Origin of the sequence: Pseudoalteromonas sp. SG43-8 (assembly GCF_014164245.1) — a bacterium.
Classification (GTDB): domain Bacteria; phylum Pseudomonadota; class Gammaproteobacteria; order Enterobacterales; family Alteromonadaceae; genus Pseudoalteromonas; species Pseudoalteromonas distincta.
In genome coordinates this window covers 319080-336325 of the sequence record NZ_JACJEX010000003.1, presented here as the reverse complement: position 1 = coordinate 336325, position 17246 = coordinate 319080, and the positions used below count along the sequence as shown (strand labels likewise).

General features: G+C 40.8%; 18 protein-coding genes. 12 read left to right on the top strand and 6 right to left on the bottom strand.

Annotated features, from left to right (window positions below; genetic code table 11):
* Positions 1-2 precede the first annotated feature (2 nt).
* Genes uraH through xdhA form a run of 5 tightly spaced genes read right to left on the bottom strand, consistent with a single transcriptional unit; the run spans position 3 to position 5543 of the window.
* Entirely contained in the window at positions 3-341 is a 339-nt protein-coding gene (gene uraH, locus H5122_RS09090) for a hydroxyisourate hydrolase (RefSeq protein ID WP_182681481.1), read from the bottom strand.
* A complete protein-coding gene (gene uraD, locus H5122_RS09085; RefSeq protein WP_024606698.1) occupies positions 338-838 on the bottom strand; it encodes a 2-oxo-4-hydroxy-4-carboxy-5-ureidoimidazoline decarboxylase in 501 nt (166 codons plus the stop codon). The genes uraH and uraD overlap by 4 nt, the downstream gene beginning before the upstream one ends.
* Positions 835-1725: a xanthine dehydrogenase accessory protein XdhC gene (gene xdhC / locus H5122_RS09080; RefSeq protein WP_182681482.1), complete on the bottom strand. Its 891-nt coding sequence runs from the start codon at positions 1723-1725 to the stop codon at positions 835-837. The genes uraD and xdhC overlap by 4 nt, the downstream gene beginning before the upstream one ends.
* A complete protein-coding gene (gene xdhB, locus H5122_RS09075) occupies positions 1718-4057 on the bottom strand; it encodes a xanthine dehydrogenase molybdopterin binding subunit (protein WP_182681483.1) in 2340 nt (779 codons plus the stop codon). The genes xdhC and xdhB overlap by 8 nt, the downstream gene beginning before the upstream one ends.
* Positions 4044-5543 (bottom strand): xanthine dehydrogenase small subunit, encoded by a 1500-nt coding sequence (xdhA, locus tag H5122_RS09070; protein WP_182681484.1) that lies wholly within the window; start codon positions 5541-5543, stop codon positions 4044-4046. Before xdhA ends, xdhB begins: the two co-directional genes overlap by 14 nt.
* Positions 5544-5741: 198 nt before the next feature.
* On the opposite strand from xdhA, the gene H5122_RS09065 reads away from it, so the two are divergent.
* The 12 genes from H5122_RS09065 to H5122_RS09010 all read left to right on the top strand — a co-directional run bounded on the left by H5122_RS09065 (position 5742) and on the right by H5122_RS09010 (position 16735).
* The gene (locus H5122_RS09065) at positions 5742-7301 is read left to right on the top strand and encodes an ABC transporter ATP-binding protein (RefSeq protein ID WP_182681485.1); all 1560 of its coding nucleotides are present in this window, start codon (positions 5742-5744) and stop codon (positions 7299-7301) included.
* Entirely contained in the window at positions 7298-8401 is a 1104-nt protein-coding gene (locus tag H5122_RS09060; RefSeq protein WP_182681486.1) for an ABC transporter permease, read from the top strand. The genes H5122_RS09065 and H5122_RS09060 overlap by 4 nt, the downstream gene beginning before the upstream one ends.
* Positions 8402-8404: 3 nt before the next feature.
* On the top strand, positions 8405-9331 hold the full coding sequence (locus H5122_RS09055; protein WP_182681487.1) for an ABC transporter permease: 927 nt from the start codon (positions 8405-8407) through the stop codon (positions 9329-9331).
* 72 nt (positions 9332-9403) lie between these two features.
* Positions 9404-10471 carry a BMP family ABC transporter substrate-binding protein gene (locus tag H5122_RS09050; protein WP_182681488.1) on the top strand — a complete coding sequence of 356 codons (1068 nt, stop codon included), beginning with the start codon at positions 9404-9406 and terminating at the stop codon, positions 10469-10471.
* A gap of 74 nt (positions 10472-10545) precedes the next feature.
* The gene (locus H5122_RS09045) at positions 10546-11922 is read left to right on the top strand and encodes a uracil-xanthine permease family protein (RefSeq protein WP_182681489.1); all 1377 of its coding nucleotides are present in this window, start codon (positions 10546-10548) and stop codon (positions 11920-11922) included.
* Positions 11923-11951: 29 nt separating this feature from the next.
* On the top strand, positions 11952-12686 hold the full coding sequence (locus H5122_RS09040) for a DUF5020 family protein (RefSeq protein ID WP_182681490.1): 735 nt from the start codon (positions 11952-11954) through the stop codon (positions 12684-12686).
* Positions 12687-12823: 137 nt separating this feature from the next.
* On the top strand, positions 12824-13420 hold the full coding sequence (locus H5122_RS09035; protein WP_149603507.1) for an RDD family protein: 597 nt from the start codon (positions 12824-12826) through the stop codon (positions 13418-13420).
* A gap of 109 nt (positions 13421-13529) precedes the next feature.
* Positions 13530-13898, top strand: coding sequence for a hypothetical protein (locus H5122_RS09030; protein WP_182681491.1), 369 nt, complete (start codon positions 13530-13532; stop codon positions 13896-13898).
* A 21-nt stretch (positions 13899-13919) separates the two neighbouring features.
* Positions 13920-14405, top strand: coding sequence for a hypothetical protein (locus tag H5122_RS09025; protein ID WP_259395761.1), 486 nt, complete (start codon positions 13920-13922; stop codon positions 14403-14405).
* A gap of 75 nt (positions 14406-14480) precedes the next feature.
* On the top strand, positions 14481-14795 hold the full coding sequence (locus tag H5122_RS09020; protein ID WP_182681492.1) for a hypothetical protein: 315 nt from the start codon (positions 14481-14483) through the stop codon (positions 14793-14795).
* 324 nt (positions 14796-15119) lie between these two features.
* Positions 15120-15521: a hypothetical protein gene (locus H5122_RS09015; RefSeq protein WP_024595034.1), complete on the top strand. Its 402-nt coding sequence runs from the start codon at positions 15120-15122 to the stop codon at positions 15519-15521.
* Positions 15522-16099: 578 nt separating this feature from the next.
* Positions 16100-16735: a trimeric intracellular cation channel family protein gene (locus tag H5122_RS09010; protein WP_004334621.1), complete on the top strand. Its 636-nt coding sequence runs from the start codon at positions 16100-16102 to the stop codon at positions 16733-16735.
* A gap of 2 nt (positions 16736-16737) precedes the next feature.
* On the opposite strand, the gene H5122_RS09005 is transcribed toward H5122_RS09010, so the two are convergent.
* Positions 16738-17172 carry an N-acetyltransferase gene (locus H5122_RS09005; protein WP_182681493.1) on the bottom strand — a complete coding sequence of 145 codons (435 nt, stop codon included), beginning with the start codon at positions 17170-17172 and terminating at the stop codon, positions 16738-16740.
* Positions 17173-17246 lie beyond the last annotated feature (74 nt).

Here is a 17246-nt window from a genome sequence, read left to right as displayed (position 1 = left end):
AGTTAGCTACCTCTGTATGTAGAGTAGCCAAACGGGCTAAGCAACAACGGAATATGGTGATGTTTAGTATCTTGTAATCTAAACGTTATTTGCGCCTCTGGGTAAAACGCAGGGGTAGGTTGGTTTTGGTAATAACTATCTAAATCAAATACTAGCTTATAGGTTGTAAATTCTACTTCTGTATTTAGCCAATCGGTAATTCGCCCATCGGAATCGGTTTTGCCTTGGGTTAGTTGTACCCATTCGTTATTTGTAAGTTTAAATAGCTTAACAGCAACATTTGCTGCTGGTTTTCCGGTGCTTGTATCAAGTATATGGGTAGTTATAGGGCTTTTGCTCATAGCAGTGACTCCAATCTTATTTTTGTTATTTTGGCTTGTTCGCCCGCGGCTATATTTAGCTCTGTACTGCGGGTGTTGTGTATGCGCTGCTCTATGAGTTCGAGCATTTGTTCGGCCGTTTTACCGGTGGCGCACACAATAAAAATAAAGCCAAACTTGTTCAGGTACTCTTTATTGAGGGCAATCATTTTGGTAAGTACGGCTTCGTTTGCTTTGCTCATACCCGATTGCTCATGCCCCGCTTTTTGTGCGGTAGCAGCGTATTTTTTGCTAAGGGTTGATAAGTCGCCTATTTGCGGGTGGCCTTCAAAGGCAGCTAAATAGTCACTTTCGCCGAGGTTATCCCATGTGCTTTGTGCGCATTCAAACAGCTGCTGAGCACTTTTAAATGGCATTGCTTTTACCATGCCCGCCACCCAGTTAGGGGCCGCGCAGCAATGCTCAAGTGCTTGTTTTACTTGTGCATCATTTAGCGTATTTATTTGTAAACTGCTCATGCGCCTACTTCCTCCTGTGTGGTGCTAATTAAGGCATTTTTTAGTGTGCGCCATTGCAAGCCTTGGCGTTTTGGTGCTTGGGTTTGCATAGCCTGATAAAGGCCAATTAGCTGTCCACTAATCGAAATAGCCACTTCCATTGGTAATTTGCCCGTAATGTTATTAAGCCCAACAGGGCAGGTCATTTGCTGTATTTGATCGGCTGTAAAATCGCGATGTGCTAGGCGCTGCTTAAAGCGTTTTGCTTTAGTGTCAGAGCCAATAACGCCCAGCCAATTGGCATCAGCGCGTTTAATAATGGCTTGGGTGAGTGCAAAGTCGAGCTGGTGGTTATGGGTAAGTATTAAGTAGTTATTAGCTTTAGGCGCACGTTTTACTTGTTCTGTTGGCTCTTCATCAATCACTTTTACTACATTAGTTGGAATAGCTTGTGGGAATACATCTGCGCGGCTATCTATCCAGCGTATGCGCATAGGCAGCTGTGCCAATATACCAACAAGCGCCTGTGCTACATGGCCTGCGCCATAAATGTCGAGGGTAAAGCGCTCGCATTGCATGCATTCAAGCATAACGGTGGCAGCCCCGCCGCAGCACTGGCCTAAATTTGCACCTAGGTTAAATTGCTCTATTACTTGGGCGGCTTCGCCTTTGGAAAGTAGTTCGCGGGCTTTTTCTATTACTACGTACTCAAGATGGCCACCGCCAAGGGTGTCGTAAATATGCTCGCCGCTTATTACCATTTTAGAGCCTGTGCCGCGTGGGGTTGAGCCATTGGTGCCAAGTACCGTGGCAATTACATAGTTAGTGCCGCTTTGTTCGTGCTCGTTTATAGCCTGCGCCCAATTTTGCGTATGAAAACCCTGAAACGACTCATTTAAATTAGTCATGTTGATGCTCCTTAAACCAGCTAGCGGTTTGCTCAATTGCACTCAATACTCGCTCTGGGGTTGCGGGTGTATCCAGTGGGGCTGTGTATTTGTAATCAGCCACACTGCTTATGGCATTACGAATGGCACTCCACACGCTAAAGGCCAACATAAATGGCGGCTCGCCTACGGCTTTTGATCTAAACACGGTGGTTTCTGGATTTGCTGAGTTATAAAGATTGACGTTAAATTCGGCCGGGGTATCGCCAATGGCTGGTATTTTGTAGTTGGCTGGGCCAAAGCTTGCTAGCTGGCCTTTATCATTCCATTGTAAGTCTTCGGTTGTTAGCCAGCCCATGCCTTGCACAAAAGCGCCTTCAATTTGCCCTATATCAAGTGCTGGATTAATTGAACTGCCTACATCGTGCAGTATATCAACGCGAGTTACCGTGTTTTCGCCAGTTAGGGTATCTACTTCTACTTCACTGAGTGCCACGCCGTGAGCGTAGTAAAAAAACGGACGGCCTTCGCCTTTGGCTCTGTCGTAATGAATTTTTGGTGTGGCGTAATAACCGGTAGATGAAAGCGATATACGATTCATGTAAGCAAGATTTGCAAGTTCGCTAAAGCTAATTTCCCCTTTACTAAAAGTAATGAGGTTATCTTTAAATACAACAGTGTTGCTGTCTACTTCAAAGTGCTCGGTAATAAAGTTTATTAAGCGCTCTTTTATTGTGTTTACTGCATTTAGCGCCGCCATGCCGTTTAAGTCGGTACCACTTGAGGCCGCTGTTGCTGATGTGTTTGGCACCTTGTCGGTACGCGTAGCACTAATACTTACCGCGTTAAAATCGACCCCAAAGCCATGGGCCACAATTTGCGCAATTTTGGTGTTCAGCCCTTGGCCCATTTCGGTGCCGCCGTGGTTTAAATGTATAGAGCCATCACTATAAACATGTACGAGTGCACCGGCTTGGTTTAAGTGCTGTACGGTAAACGATATACCGTATTTAACCGGCGTCATCGCAAGGCCTTTTTTGATAATAGGTGACGATACGTTAAATGCTTTAATAGCCTCTTTACGTGCCCAGTAGTCACCCGACTCCTCAAGCTGAGCAATCATATCTATTAAAATATGTTGCTCTACGGTTTGATGGTACGGCGTGGTATCGCGGCCTTTTTTGTATAAATTGAGTTTTCGGATCTCAAGCGGATCTTTACCTAATTTGGCGGCTATATCGTCCATTATTAGCTCGCCCATAATCATGCCTTGCGGGCCACCAAATCCTCTAAATGCGGTATGGCTTACGGTATTTACTTTACAGCGATTACCCTTAATTGTGGCGGCTGGGTAGTAGTAGGCGTTATCGACATGAAACATGGCGCGGTCTACAATTGCATCTGATAAATCAGGCGAGTAGCCACAAAATCCGTTTACGGTAATGTCGGCACCTTCTATTAAACCATTTTCGTCAAAACCAACATGATAGTGATTATAAAACGGGTGGCGCTTACCGGTTAATTTAAAATCGTCGCTACGGGCTAGGCGCATTTTTACTGCGCAGCCAAGGTGGTAAACCGCAAGAGCTGCAAGGCATGCCCATGGTGCGCCTTGGGTTTCTTTTCCGCCAAAAGCACCGCCCATACGGCGGGTTTCTACGTTTACAAAGCTAAATGGCTTTTTTAAAATTTTAGCAACTAAGTGCTGCACCTCAGTAGGGTGTTGCGTAGAGCACTGAACATGAATGCCCCCGTCGTTATCAGGTTGCGCCAGCGCTATTTGGCCTTCTAAATAAAAGTGTTCTTGCCCGCCTATGCTTATTTCGCCTTTAAGCTGGTGGGCTGCGTTATTAATGGCGTTTTCGCTGTTACCACGGTTAAGTGAATGCGGCGGCCTTACCCAATGCTCTTTGCTAATGGCTTCTTTAATATCAAGTATTGGAGTAGTTTGCTCGCACTCTATAACCACCAAGCGTGCCGCGCGGCGCGCTATTTCATAGGTGTCGGCAACGACAATTAATACAGGTTGCCCGTGGTATTGAATTTCATGGCTGGTCAGCAGTACATCACCAGGAAATACCGGGCCAATATCTAATTTACCCGGAACATCTTCGGCCGATAAAATACGTTTAACGCCTTCAACTGCCAGTGCGTGACTGGTATCTATTGATTTAATAAAGCCGCTTGTAATAGGGGCGAGCACTGGGTATGCATGCAGGCAACCGTAAGGCTCAGGGTTATCGTCGGCAAAATTTGCACTGCCACAAACTTGTTTAATAGCGCTTTCGTGATATTTAGATTCTCCAACGCTACCACCTTGCGCTTTTAGTTTATCCATTTCAAAGTGACGCATGTGAGATCCTCGTAATGGCAATGTTGTTATTGTTGCTTGCTTGCGGCTCACAAAACTCAATACCAATGCGTTGTAATAAGTTTTTGCTTACCGTGGTGCGGTAATGCGCACTGCTTCTTACATCGCTCATGGGCGTAAAGTCATCGTTAATAGCCGTTGCTGCGTCTATAAAAGTGCTCACTTGTAATGATTGAGATATCAGCTTTTGCTCAATATGCTGCGCGCGCTTAGGAATAGCTGCCATACCGCCCATAGCGCAGCGGGCTTGAGTAATCATGTTTTGTGAATGCTCTATAGCAAGCACCAAACACACGGTAGATATATCGTCTTCAAAGCGTTTTGATATTTTATGACACGCCAGTTTTAGTGACTCTGGGCGCTTTGGAATGGTGAACTTGCTAATTACTTCATCGCTTTTAAGAACCGTTTTTTTGTAATCAATAAAGTAGTCGGCAACTTTAATAGTGCGCGTACCAGCGCTGCTTAATAAATCCATTGATGCATTAAGAGCGATTAAAAGGGGAGCTGGATCGCCAATAGGAGAGGCATTCCCTATGCTGCCACCGAGTGTGCCGCTGTTACGTACTTGGCTTGAGCCTAAGCGTTCAAATAGCTCTTTTGACTCTGGGTAATGGTTATAAAACACCTCAACAAATTGGCTATAAGGTAGTGCTGCACCAATGTGTAACTCACCGTTGTTATCTGCCAAGGTGCAAAGATCCTTTACTTGGCTAAGGGAGATAATTACATCCGGTAAGAGCATGTTTTGGCTAAGCTCAATGGCAAAGTCGGTGCCACCAGCAACTAAATGTGCATAAGGATAAAGCGCTTTTAGCTCAACAAGCTGCTTAGCAGTTTGTGGTAAGTAAAATTTGCGAGGACCATTTTTTAAAAATGGAATATCGCCATCATATTGCGTATTAAGTGATGCTTTAAATTGGGCGGCCATTGCTGAGTAAGGTTCAGCTTTACGCTCATAGCTATAGGCTTTTTCGGCTGCAAGTAATATTGGGCTATAACCTGTACAACGGCACAAGTTACCGCCAAGTGCATGAATAACCGCTTTTTTACCGGGGTACGTAGGCTCATTAATATAAAGAGCCAACAAACTCATTATTATACCGGGCGTGCAAAAACCACATTGCGAACCATGGCACTCCACCAGTGCACGTTGTACGGGGTGTAAATCGGTTAAGTTTGGGTATAAGCCAGTAGTCACAGCTTCTACCGTTACTATATGTTTTGCATGCGCATTACCTAATAACAATAAACAGCTGTTCATTGTTTTGTATTGCCAACTAGTTTGCCCGTTTGCATTTATACGCTCTTCACCCACTAAAATTGTGCACGCGCCACAGTCGCCAGTTGCACACCCTTCTTTGGTGCCCACTTTCCCTTTTTTGGTGCGTAGCCAGTCCAAAATGGTGAGACTTGGCGAACATTCTTGTACTTCAATTGGCGTGTTATTTAATAAAAACTGAATCACACAGACCCCCTTAATTTTTATAAAGCCCTGATACATAAAGGCTTGGCGTATGTTTTTTCTTGTTGTTTGCGCACGGGTAAGAAAAATACTTTTTCATCTTGGTAAGTATATTGCAGTTACCATGCCATTGTTGACCGGTTGGTCAGTTGATGTTTTGAGTAGGTTAAATTGCTCATTAAGTACAAATAGGCCCTAATAATGAATAATAAATACCGCCTTACTATGCAGGGAATGACAAAGCAGTATCCCGGATGTATAGCCAATAATGACGTAACCTTAAAAATTAAGCATGGTGAAGTGCATGCCTTATTAGGTGAAAACGGTGCAGGTAAAAGCACATTAATGAAAATGCTTTATGGTGTGGTTAAACCTGACCAAGGGGACATGTTTTTCAACGGCCGTATAATGAATATAAAAAAGCCTGCTGATGCGCGTGATTTAGGCATTGGAATGGTGTTTCAGCACTTTTCGTTATTTGAAACACTTACGGTCGCCCAAAATATTGAACTAGCGTTAGGTGATTTAGCAGGGCATAGCAGCACGCTTGCAGGTCGAATTACGAAAACATCAACACGTTATGGTATGCCATTAGACCCCCATAGACTGGTATCAACACTTTCAACTGGCGAGCGCCAACGAGTAGAAATTGTTAGATGCTTATTATTAGATATTCAGTTACTTATTTTAGACGAACCCACTTCAGTACTGACTCCACAAGAGGTCGATGCATTATTTAAAACCCTAAAGTCACTAAAAAAAGAAGGCTGCTCTGTGCTGTTTATTAGCCATAAACTGCACGAAGTGATTGAGCTATGTGACAGTGCGACCATTTTGAGAGGCGGGAAAGTAAGCGGGCATTGTATTCCTAAAAACGAAACTAGTGAGTCAATTGCTAGGCTGATGGTAGGCGACAACACGCCAATTAGTAACCAAACTCGCAGAGCTTTGGGTACTGCGGATTTTTTAACCGTTAATAATCTAACCACCGCCGCACAAGCGTTATTTGAAACACCCCTTAAAAACATTAACTTTGCAGTACAGCAAGGCGAAATAGTGGGGATTGCGGGTGTTGCTGGCAACGGACAAGAAGAGTTATTAAAAGTGCTTTCGGGGGAGCAAATTCAAGCTAGTAGTAACGCCATTAAATTTAAAAATACCTTAGTTGATGCACTGTGCCCGCTAAAAAGGCGCCGCCTTGGGCTTGCATGTGTGCCAGAGGATAGGCTTGGGCGAGGAGCTGTGCCCACTATGGATTTAGCACAAAATGCACTGCTTACTAGTTTTGATAATGGGCTGGTTAAAAATGGCTTTTTAGTAAAACAAAAAATTACTGAGCTTGCTAATAAAATCATTACAAAATACAAGGTTAAAACGCCAAGTTTTCGCACTCATGCAGCTAGCCTTTCAGGTGGTAATTTACAAAAATTTATTATTGGTCGCGAGGTAGAGCAAAGCCCAAAACTACTCGTTATGTCGCACCCTACTTGGGGTGTAGATATAGGCGCACAAGTGGCGATACATGAAGCTATTTTAAAGCTTCGCGATGAAGGGTGTGCGGTACTCGTTATTTCAGAAGATTTAGACGAACTTTATAAAATTTGCGACCGCATTGGCGCAATTTGTGATGGCAAACTGTCTCCTATTATAAATACCGATACCGTACCGCTTGTGCAGTTAGGGCAGTGGATGGCTGGCGACTTTAGCGATGTTTTTAATAACCAGCCTAAAGTACACACACCACAAGGGGCACTCGTATGATTAAGTTAGAACCACGTGTTGAACGCTCACCGGCTTGGAGTTATCTCTCTCCTGTTTTAGCTATTTTACTCACATTAATAACCGGTTACGTGGTGTTTGCCTTATTAGGGCATGATCCTTTAAATGCCCTGTATACATTGCTTATAGCACCTGTTGCCGATTGGTATGGTGTAACTGAGCTACTTGTAATGACTATTCCTATTTTGCTATGCGCCTATGGCTTAGCGCTTTGTTATAGAGCATCGGTTTGGAATATAGGCGCAGAAGGGCAACTGCTTATTGGTGGTGTATGTGCAAGTGCTGTAGCCGTTAACTTTGTTGACTCAACAAGTGCTTTTGCAATGCCACTTACATTACTCGCTGGTATTGCTGGTGGCATGTTGTGGGCGGGGCTTGCTGCTTTTATGAAGCTGCGTTTAAACACCAATGAAATTTTAGTCACCATAATGCTCAACTACATAGCAGTAAATGTATTGCTGTGGGCTGTTCATGGGCCACTCAAAGATCCTCACGGTTATAACTTTCCTGAAAGTGCATTGTTTGGCGAAAGCACGCTATTGCCTGTTTTATTCGACGGTACTCGATTGCACTTAGGCCTGGCGTTTGCGTTATTAGCGCTATGCGCCACATGGGTTTTTATTAGTAAAACCTTTATAGGCTTTCAAATACAAGTACTTGGGCTTGATGCATCCGCGGCCAAAATGGCGGGTTACAAGCGAGCATTATTAATTGCCGGAGTGCTAGTTATTAGCGGGGGCTTGGCGGGGCTTGCTGGAGCGGGCGAAGTAGCTGGGCCTATTGGGCAGCTAGTTCCGCAAATATCACCTGGTTATGGCTATGCCGCCATTATTGTTGCTTTTTTAGGGCGACTCCACCCAGTAGGAATTACGTTTGCGGGCTTACTAATGGGGCTTATTTATATGGGAGGTGAACTTGCGCAAATTAACATGGGATTACCTAACGCTATAACCGGTATTTTTCAGGGGTTAATGCTGTTTTATTTACTCTCGTGCGATGTGCTTATTACTTATCGCCTTAGATTTACGCTGCCATTTAAACAACAAAAAGCGCAGCCAATACATATTGCACAGGAGTCTTAAATCATGGAATTAGATGTAATTACTAATATTTTATACGCCACTATTCGTACAGGCACCCCCTTATTGCTGGTGGCGCTGGGTGAAATGGTATGCGAAAAAAGCGGCACCTTAAATTTAGGGCAAGAAGGCATGATGCTACTTGGCGCAGTGGCAGGGTTTATAACTATGTACCAATGCGACAACCTATTTATTGGTTTTACAGTAGCTGCTTTGGTCGGGGTTATGGCCTCACTTATTTTTTCTTTTGTAGCACTTAATTTAAATGCTAGCCAAGTAGCGGCAGGTTTGGCGCTGACTATTTTTGGTACAGGCCTTTCGGCATTTTTAGGGGCCGACTATGAGGGAAAAACCATTAATGCGTTACCTACTTTAGCAATTACAGGGTTTGAGCATATTCCGGTTTTAGGCAAAGCGCTATTTTCGCAAGACGCCATTGTGTATTTAAGTTGGGGTTTAGTGCTTGGTGCGTATTTGTTTTTTAAATACCACAGAGCAGGGCTTGCAGTACGAGCTATTGGCGAAAACCCAAGTGTGGGTAATAACTTAGGATTACCTGTAATGCGTACACGTTATTTAGCCGTAATGTTTGGCGGCGCACTGGCTGGCATTGCGGGCGCATATTTGTCGTTGGCTTATACACCACTTTGGACTCAAAACATGACGGCAGGGCGAGGTTGGATAGCCCTTGCTTTAGTGGTGTTTGCAAGCTGGCGTATTAAGCGCGTAATGCTTGGCGCTTATTTATTTGGCTTTGCCAGCATTATGCACTTAGTGGCACAGGCTTTTGGGTGGGCTGTGGAGTCTAACTTACTGGCCATGTTGCCTTATGGTGCAACGCTTATAGTACTGATTATGCTCAGCAAAAATAAACAAAAATTAAAAATGTACGAACCCATGTGGCTAGGTAAGCCTTGGCACAAGGGTCATTAAATTAATTACAAAATCAATAAGGTAAATCACCTGCTTCAACAGGATATTAAAAATATAACACGGAGAATAACAATGAAAAAACTTATAACAGCACTCGGGGTTGCATTGAGCTTAGGCATAAGCGCATCTGCTATTGCAAAAGATAGCGTAAAAGTTGGCTTTGTATATGTAAGCCCCATAGGTGAGGCCGGTTGGACTTATACACATGACTCTAGCCGCCACTACCTTGAAGAAAAGTTTGGCGACAAAATAGGAACCACTTTTGTCGAAAGCGTACCAGAAGGGGCGGATGCAGAGCGTGTTATTACGCAACTGGCTAAAAGCGGGCACGATTTAATATTTACCACGTCGTTTGGCTACATGAACCCAACACTTAAAGTGGCTAAACGATTTCCTAATGTAAAGTTTGAGCATGCCACAGGCTATAAACGCGCAAAAAACGTAAGCACTTACTTTGATCGCATTTACGAAGGACGCTACTTAACAGGTGTTATTGCAGGGCACATGAGTAAAACCGACAGCATTGGTTATATTGCTGCGTTTCCTATTCCGGAGGTAATACGCGGTATAAATGCATTTACGCTTGGTTTGCGCTCAGTAAAGCCTAATGCAAAAGTAAAAGTAGTGTGGGTTAATAGCTGGTTTGATCCGGGTAAAGAGCGCGAAGCTGCCGATAGCCTAATAGATCAAGGCGTTGATATTATTACCCAACATACTGATTCGCCTGCACCACTTCAAGCAGCGCAAGCCGCTGGTATTTACGCTATTGGCTACCACTCAGATATGAGCGGATACGGTAAAAAAGCACATTTAACAGCTGCGGTTCATCACTGGGATGAATTTTATGCAGAGCGCGTACAGCAAGTACTTGACGATAAATGGCAATCGCAAGATATATGGAAAGGGATAGGCTCAGGGATGACTCGCTTAGCGCCGCTAAGTAAAGACATTCCAAGTGATGTAGTAAGTGAAGTAAATGCTATTTCAGAGAAAATTGGTAAAGGTGAATTTCATCCATTTACTGGCCCTATAAAAAATCAGCAAGGTGAGCTGATTATTGATGCGGGTAAAACAATAGACGACAAAACGTTGTTGGGTATGGATTTTTATGTTGAGGGCGTTGAAGGGCAGCTTAAATAAGCGGTTAACGCAATAACAATGAGTTAATCACTTAGACAAATACAGTGGCTAACTCGCAAAACGTAGAGGTTTATATGTCAATAAATACAAGCTCGTCTGACGATATTATATATGCAGTTGATGACAAACCAGGCGTAACTGAATCATTTTTTGCCGCACTACAGCACGTACTCGCAAGCTTTGTAGGTATTATTACACCCACGCTTATTATTGGTGGTGTGCTTGGTTTAGCTGCTGAAATACCTTATTTAATTAGTATGGCATTATTTGTATCTGGTGTGGGCACGGTTATACAAGCGCGGCGTGTTGGCCCTGTGGGTTCAGGATTAATATGTGTGCAAGGTACAAGCTTTGCCTTTTTAGGGACTATTTTAGCAACAGGCTTTACCGTTAAAGCCACCGGAGGCAATAACGACGAGGTCCTTGCCACTATATTTGCAGTGTGCTTTTTGGCCGCTTTTGTTGAAGTATTTATTAGTTTTTTTATTAGTAAATTAGGCAAAATAATTAAGCCAGTAGTTACTGGTGTGGTCATCACTACTATTGGTATTTACCTAATTAAAGTAGGCATGACTGATATAGGTGGCGGGCAATGGCTACTTACTAATATGCCTGAAAAATTTGCTTCAACGAGCAACTTAATTGTTGGTTTTTCGGTTGTTGCTTTAGTGGTGCTGCTTAATGCAAGTAAAAACCAATGGGTGAGGCTAACGGCTGTGGTAGTTGCAATGATACTTGGCTGGTTACTTGCGTTTGTATTAGGTATCGCTAATTTTAAATTAGGTGAATTTGACCTAATTGCTATCCCACTGCCTTTTAAATACGGCTTTAATGTTGATTTTGGTGCACTCATAGCCTTTGGCTTTTTATACCTTATTACTGCAATTGAATCGACAGGCGATATTACTGCCAATTGTGCTGTTTCTAAGTTACCTGTTAGAGGGCCTACTTACTTAGCACGCATACGCGGTGGTATTCTAGGTGATGGCGTTAACTCGATGATTGCGGCCTTATTTAACACTTTTCCAAATACTACTTTTAGTCAAAACAACGGGGTTATTCAGCTAACAGGTGTTGCCAGCAGGTACATAGGCCTGTGGATCGGCGGTATTTTAATCATCCTTGGTTTGTTTCCTGTGATTGGCGCTGTATTACAAAATATACCTAAACCCGTTTTGGGCGGTGCAACGCTTGTAATGTTTGGCACCGTAGCAGCTGCAGGGGTCAAAATACTAGCCAGCGAAAAAATAAATCGCAGAAGCTTACTTATTATTGCGGTGAGTTTGGGACTAGGGCTAGGTGTTAGTTTTGTACCGGAGTTGTTTGCAAACGCACCTAAGTTAGTTACTGCCATATTTGGTAGCGCAGTGACGGTGTCGGGTATCACCGCAATAATAATGACGTTGGTACTACCAGAAAATTACTCAGCAAGTACGGATCATCTTAACTAAACTAATAAAAATCATAAAAGGGATTAACAATGAAAATCAAAACAATAAAAAAATTAGCATTAGTAACTGCAATTGCAATGTGCTCTACAGGTATATCGGCTAAAGAGCTTTGGTCTGATTTTAGTATTACCGCAATGACAGGAGCCGACTACCTAGAGCCGTTTTCAGGTACTGAAGATGATAGAAGTGTTGTTACTATAGAGCATGCATCGGGACATACATGGGGCAGTACGTTCTTCTTTATGGATAGGCTAAGTAATCCCGATGAAGTGTACGGTGAGCTAAACATAAACCCTACTCTTTACAAGCCACAAAATAGCTTTGTTAAAGAGGTGTTTTTAGGCCTACAAACAGAGTATGGCTCGGGAGATACGGATCAAAATAACTATTTATTAGGGGGCGGTGTATCACTTGATGTACCTGGCTTTCAATATTTTAATGTGGCTTATTATCGTCGCTTTCAAGATGATATAGGTATTCAACGTGAAGATAATAACCAAATAACAGTCACGTGGGGCTATAACAAAGGTAACTTTAGATACGATGGCTTTTTAGATATTGTAGATAGCACCGACACAATGTTTGGTAAAAGTGAAGGTGGCTTTAACTTTACCTCACAGATTAAATACAACATTGCTCCTATGCTCGGCTTAGATACAGGCCGCCTTGATGTGGGTGTTGAGTATGTATATTGGAAAAATAAATTTGGTGTAGATGGGCAAACCGAACATAATCCAAACTTACTAGTTAAATGGCATTTTTAACAGCAAATTGAATGGTATTTAATTAATAATTAAAGGCTACTTTTTAGTAGCTTTTTTATTTGATAATCTTAAATAATTGAATAGCTTAAATTAATTGTGTTAAATTACTTTTTAATAACACTATATGGATTTTTTGCATGGATTCTGAAATTGATTTTTCTACCTACACTTTAGATGAGCTTTACTCATCAGCGAGAGCTATAGATCGCGAAGCTTACCCAGAACGAGCAAAAGAAATAGACGACTTAATTGAAACGCGAGAAGCACAGAACCCATCTGAAAATATTGTATCAAAAGTAGCAGGAGAAAAAGCAACGCGCTCAGATAGGCTAGTGGCTGCTATTGTTGATGGCGTTTTAGGTGTTGCTTGTTTTATACCTGTATTCATACTTGTAGGGTTTGATAATTTAAGCCAACCAACACTTACTTTATCTGCAGGTTTGTTAGGTTATGGCATATTAAGCACGTTAGTGCTTCATGGTTACCTTATGTACCAACGCGGACAAACAATTGGTAAATCTTTAATGTCTATCCGTATTGAAAATTTAGATGGTACACAAGCAAGCTTTACTACAATTTACTTTAAACGGATGCTTTGTATGCAACTATTATCACTTGTCCCTTCGGTAGGTCAGTTTATAGCTGGTTTTGTTAATCCATTATTTATATTTGGAAAAGATAAACGATGTTTACATGATCATTTAGCGGGAACAAAAGTGAGTTATGTAGATTAATCAGGATATTAATTATGGCAGCTTTGCCTAGGCAAAAAAACTACCCGGATTTAAAATAGTCTATAGTTTGGCTTTATCAGCATTATTTATTGTCATTTTGCTATTTTACATGGAAGTAATTAACGAAAAACCTTTATTGCATCAGTTTTTATATTTGTTTGGATTATCTTCTTTAGGAGTGGTTATTGAATGGCTATCTACAAATAATAAGCAATCACAAGCTATTGATATTGCCAATGGTGAATTTAAATTACTTGGTATAAATATAAAGGTATCTGAGCTAGAAGAACTACTTTACTGTCAAACGAAGCGGTTTGAGCATACCTTAAGGTTTAAATTTAGAGACGCGACTTACCGAGACATAGAAATATCAGCCCCTGACTTGATTGATGATTTGCGTTTTTATCACTTTATGGTTGGTAACGGTTTACCAGTAAAAATGACAGACGATACAGGGCGTTTTTTTGAGCGAACTTAACGTTACAGCAAGGAGCGAGTGATGATTAAAACAGCTTTTATGCTAGCAAGTGCGGTCTTTAGTGGATATTCACATGCAGACTCATTTGAAGGATGCTATTCAAGAACAGACAAAATAACTAGCGCGACCCCTATGCTCAACGACGATGGTAGCGAAAGTGATGAGCGTTTTAAATTAAAAACGAGCTATATAAATATATTTAAAAAAGACGATAGATATTTTACAGAAGGTCTTATCTGGGGCTTTAACTTTCATATTTGCACTATCACAGCTCCGTTAGAAGGGACGACAGAACCATTACCTTTAGTACTAAAGGGTAAAAAACTGGTGTTTGAAGAGCAAGAGCCCGAATACGATATTAACTGTAAGTTTGAGCTAGAATTTGATGAGAATGGTTTGAATATTATGGATGAAAACTATCATTGCTCTAACTACATGTTTTACTGTGGAGTACATGCAAGTGTTAATAATATTCAATTAGTTAAAACGTCTAAAGGGTGCAATTAACAAAGCCATTTTTAATATTTTTTGGATTAGCTAGTTTGTATTTTAACTTGTTGGTACAGCTAAGAAGGACTTACCATGCGCAGTTTTTTATTATTTATAGGCTACTCATCTTATATTGGTAGTATGGGTGATGGTCTGCTTGGTTTATATGCCTTATGTGTTCTAATAAGTAATGAATTAGCGCTACTAAGCTTATCGCTTAATGACTTTTTAGCGCAGTATGTTGAGTTTATATTTTGGGTGAAGCGGGTCGCATTTTATGTAATGCCACAAGGCTTTGCCAATTGGTTATTTGGCCTACCAGCTGTTATTTACTTTCCTGTACGTATATTAATGAGCTTAGTAATTGGTTGGTGGGCGCTTAAAAAGGCAGCACAGTTAAAAAGCTGAAGGGTAATTAATAATTAAAGGCTACTTTTTAGTAGTTTTTTTATTTGATAATCTTAAACAATTGAATAGCTTAAATTAGTTGTGTTAGATTGCTTTTTAATAACACTATATGACGGATTTTTTTCATGGACTCTGAAATAGATTTTTCTACCTACACTTTAGATGAACTTTACTCATCAGCGAGAGCATAATATTTTATTGCGGATTTAATAATGTATCAAACGCTGTTTGATTAGCAAAAGTTACACAATGGCGTATTTCGCTAAATTGGTAATATAATTAAAAAACCTTACCGATTTTTTTGACTAGTAACCAAGGATGATTATGAAAAACAACACACAGCTAATTTTAGCACTAGCGGCCTCTTTAATTTGTTACTCAACATATATTGTATTGATAGATAAACCTTTTAGTTTGCAAGCGCTTAACCTGTTTTTATTTCCCGTTATTTTATATTTTGTGTTTATTCGTTCGCGCAATGTTGAGCAAAGCCCGTTAAAGGCTGTACGCGTTGAGGGGCAAATATTATACGTTTATAAGCAAGTGTTTAATATTAACGATATTAACAAAGTTGTCATCGACAAAACTAAAAGGCACGGTGTATTTGCACTACCGTATAATCAAGTTGATGGTAAAACAACTGAGTTTATTTTTAATAAAGATGCGTTTGAATCTTTAAAATCCTACCTTTTACAAAACATTCCAAATGTAAAAATTATTGAATAAAGTAAAGAAGTAACAATGAATTTAAAGAGCATATATTATTCATTGGGTTTCTTACTGCGGCGAAAATCAATGAGGTGATAAATGAGAATATTTAGGAACACAAACGAGTTTGATAAACTGTCGAGGTGTTACGCATGTATTAAATGTGGTACTTGGGTGAGCATAAAAGCCCAAAACTGTATGCAGTGCCAGCATAGTTTTACCAATAATGATAAAAGCTCAATGCAAACACTCTATAATCAAAATAAAGAACAAAACTGGCAACATGCAATATTGCCTATTATTTTTGTAATATTGGTAATAGCTTTATTGTTCATTTAATTTTTGCTTAAAATTTAAAAGTGCTCGACTGCAACTCTGTAACAAAATCCCTCTGTACTTTAACGTGTAAAAACTACCCATAATTAAAATAATTACTCTTGTTAATCCTTCACTAAATATCACATAGCTAATATTTTTTAATAAATGAAATAAGCTTATAAATTTCAGTTACTTAAATTATGAGTTTATTTGTATTTACTTAGTTTTTTGGCACGTAAGTTGATACAACTCCTAATAAACTTTAAAAAGGAATTACCATGACTGCTGAATACTTTATGGTACTAGGGTTACTCGGTGTTGCATTTTTTGCTGTTGCAGGGGCATTGCTTGGGTATGAAAAAAACATTAGTGGCTTTGGCGTCGTAGTGGTTGCAACCGTTACAGCATTAGGGGGCGGTACCCTCAGAGATATACTTTTAAACAAACCAGTATTTTGGATTGCTACCCCAGAGTATTTATATTCAACCTATGGGGCCGTTATAGCAACAATTGCATTTATTCGATACTTACCGCGCGTTAATAACTACTACTTTTTATTGGTAGACGCTGTGGGTATGGCGTTATTTAATATTATGGGGATAGAAAAAGCACTCATTAATGGCTCTGGCATGGTGGTCGCAATTACCATGGGTATCACTACAGGTATATTTGGTGGTCTAATACGCGACGTAATTTGCCGTGAGGTGCCAACTGTTATGCGCAGCGAACCTTACGCCTCTGCGTGTTTAGCGGGTGGTGCAGTTTATGCCGCTTTATTTAGCCTTAATGTAGATTACATTTGGTGTATTTTAGGCTCATTTTTCACGACTATCTTTTTAAGATTAGGCTCTTTGCATTGGGGTTGGCATTTAACTATTTTCAGAAAAAAAGACTTCAGAGATCAAAGCGACTAATTTTAGCTACGAGTAGCTCGCGTTTGCATGTGGTACTCGTAATTATCCTCATCCGTTATAGTAAAACCCAGCCGCTTGTAAAGTCCTAATGCTGGGTTGTTTTTAAGCACGGTGAGTTTAATGGGTTTTGACTGCGCACTTGTAATAACTTGTTCAATAACCGCTTTCCCATACCCTTTATTTTGGTGCAATGGATGTATTTGTAATTGCATTATTTCAACGTGTTGAGCGTGCGTTTGGTATTTTAAAGTACCAATTGGTACCTCATTTATAACTATAAGATGGGAGCAGTCATATTGATCATTAAGCCTTAAAACATGCTGTTGATCTGTTAAAAATAACCCGGCATTTTCTAAGTGTTCAACCATAGTTAGTTTTCTGAGGCTTAATAAGTAGTCTCTGTCTGAATATGCTGCTTTTATGAATTTAAAAACCATAGTGCTCCCTTGCAACAGCCTTAATGTTTATATTTGTAGAACTAATCAAGATAAGTGCGCAGTATTAAATGTGC

What these genes read in the sequence shown, in the direction of transcription:
- H5122_RS09050 (WP_182681488.1), top strand. Translation starts at nt 9,404, where the DNA reads ATGAAAAAACTTATAACAGCACTCGGGGTTGCATTGAGCTTAGGCATA.
- H5122_RS09020 (WP_182681492.1), top strand. Translation starts at nt 14,481, where the DNA reads ATGCGCAGTTTTTTATTATTTATAGGCTACTCATCTTATATTGGTAGT.
- xdhB (WP_182681483.1), bottom strand. Translation starts at nt 4,057, where the DNA reads ATGCGTCACTTTGAAATGGATAAACTAAAAGCGCAAGGTGGTAGCGTT.
- H5122_RS09015 (WP_024595034.1), top strand. Translation starts at nt 15,120, where the DNA reads ATGAAAAACAACACACAGCTAATTTTAGCACTAGCGGCCTCTTTAATT.
- H5122_RS09035 (WP_149603507.1), top strand. Translation starts at nt 12,824, where the DNA reads ATGGATTCTGAAATTGATTTTTCTACCTACACTTTAGATGAGCTTTAC.
- uraD (WP_024606698.1), bottom strand. Translation starts at nt 838, where the DNA reads ATGAGCAGTTTACAAATAAATACGCTAAATGATGCACAAGTAAAACAA.
- H5122_RS09030 (WP_182681491.1), top strand. Translation starts at nt 13,530, where the DNA reads ATGGAAGTAATTAACGAAAAACCTTTATTGCATCAGTTTTTATATTTG.
- uraH (WP_182681481.1), bottom strand. Translation starts at nt 341, where the DNA reads ATGAGCAAAAGCCCTATAACTACCCATATACTTGATACAAGCACCGGA.
- H5122_RS09025 (WP_259395761.1), top strand. Translation starts at nt 13,920, where the DNA reads ATGATTAAAACAGCTTTTATGCTAGCAAGTGCGGTCTTTAGTGGATAT.
- H5122_RS09040 (WP_182681490.1), top strand. Translation starts at nt 11,952, where the DNA reads ATGAAAATCAAAACAATAAAAAAATTAGCATTAGTAACTGCAATTGCA.
- H5122_RS09055 (WP_182681487.1), top strand. Translation starts at nt 8,405, where the DNA reads ATGGAATTAGATGTAATTACTAATATTTTATACGCCACTATTCGTACA.
- H5122_RS09010 (WP_004334621.1), top strand. Translation starts at nt 16,100, where the DNA reads ATGACTGCTGAATACTTTATGGTACTAGGGTTACTCGGTGTTGCATTT.
- H5122_RS09045 (WP_182681489.1), top strand. Translation starts at nt 10,546, where the DNA reads ATGTCAATAAATACAAGCTCGTCTGACGATATTATATATGCAGTTGAT.
- H5122_RS09060 (WP_182681486.1), top strand. Translation starts at nt 7,298, where the DNA reads ATGATTAAGTTAGAACCACGTGTTGAACGCTCACCGGCTTGGAGTTAT.
- H5122_RS09065 (WP_182681485.1), top strand. Translation starts at nt 5,742, where the DNA reads ATGAATAATAAATACCGCCTTACTATGCAGGGAATGACAAAGCAGTAT.
- H5122_RS09005 (WP_182681493.1), bottom strand. Translation starts at nt 17,172, where the DNA reads ATGGTTTTTAAATTCATAAAAGCAGCATATTCAGACAGAGACTACTTA.
- xdhC (WP_182681482.1), bottom strand. Translation starts at nt 1,725, where the DNA reads ATGACTAATTTAAATGAGTCGTTTCAGGGTTTTCATACGCAAAATTGG.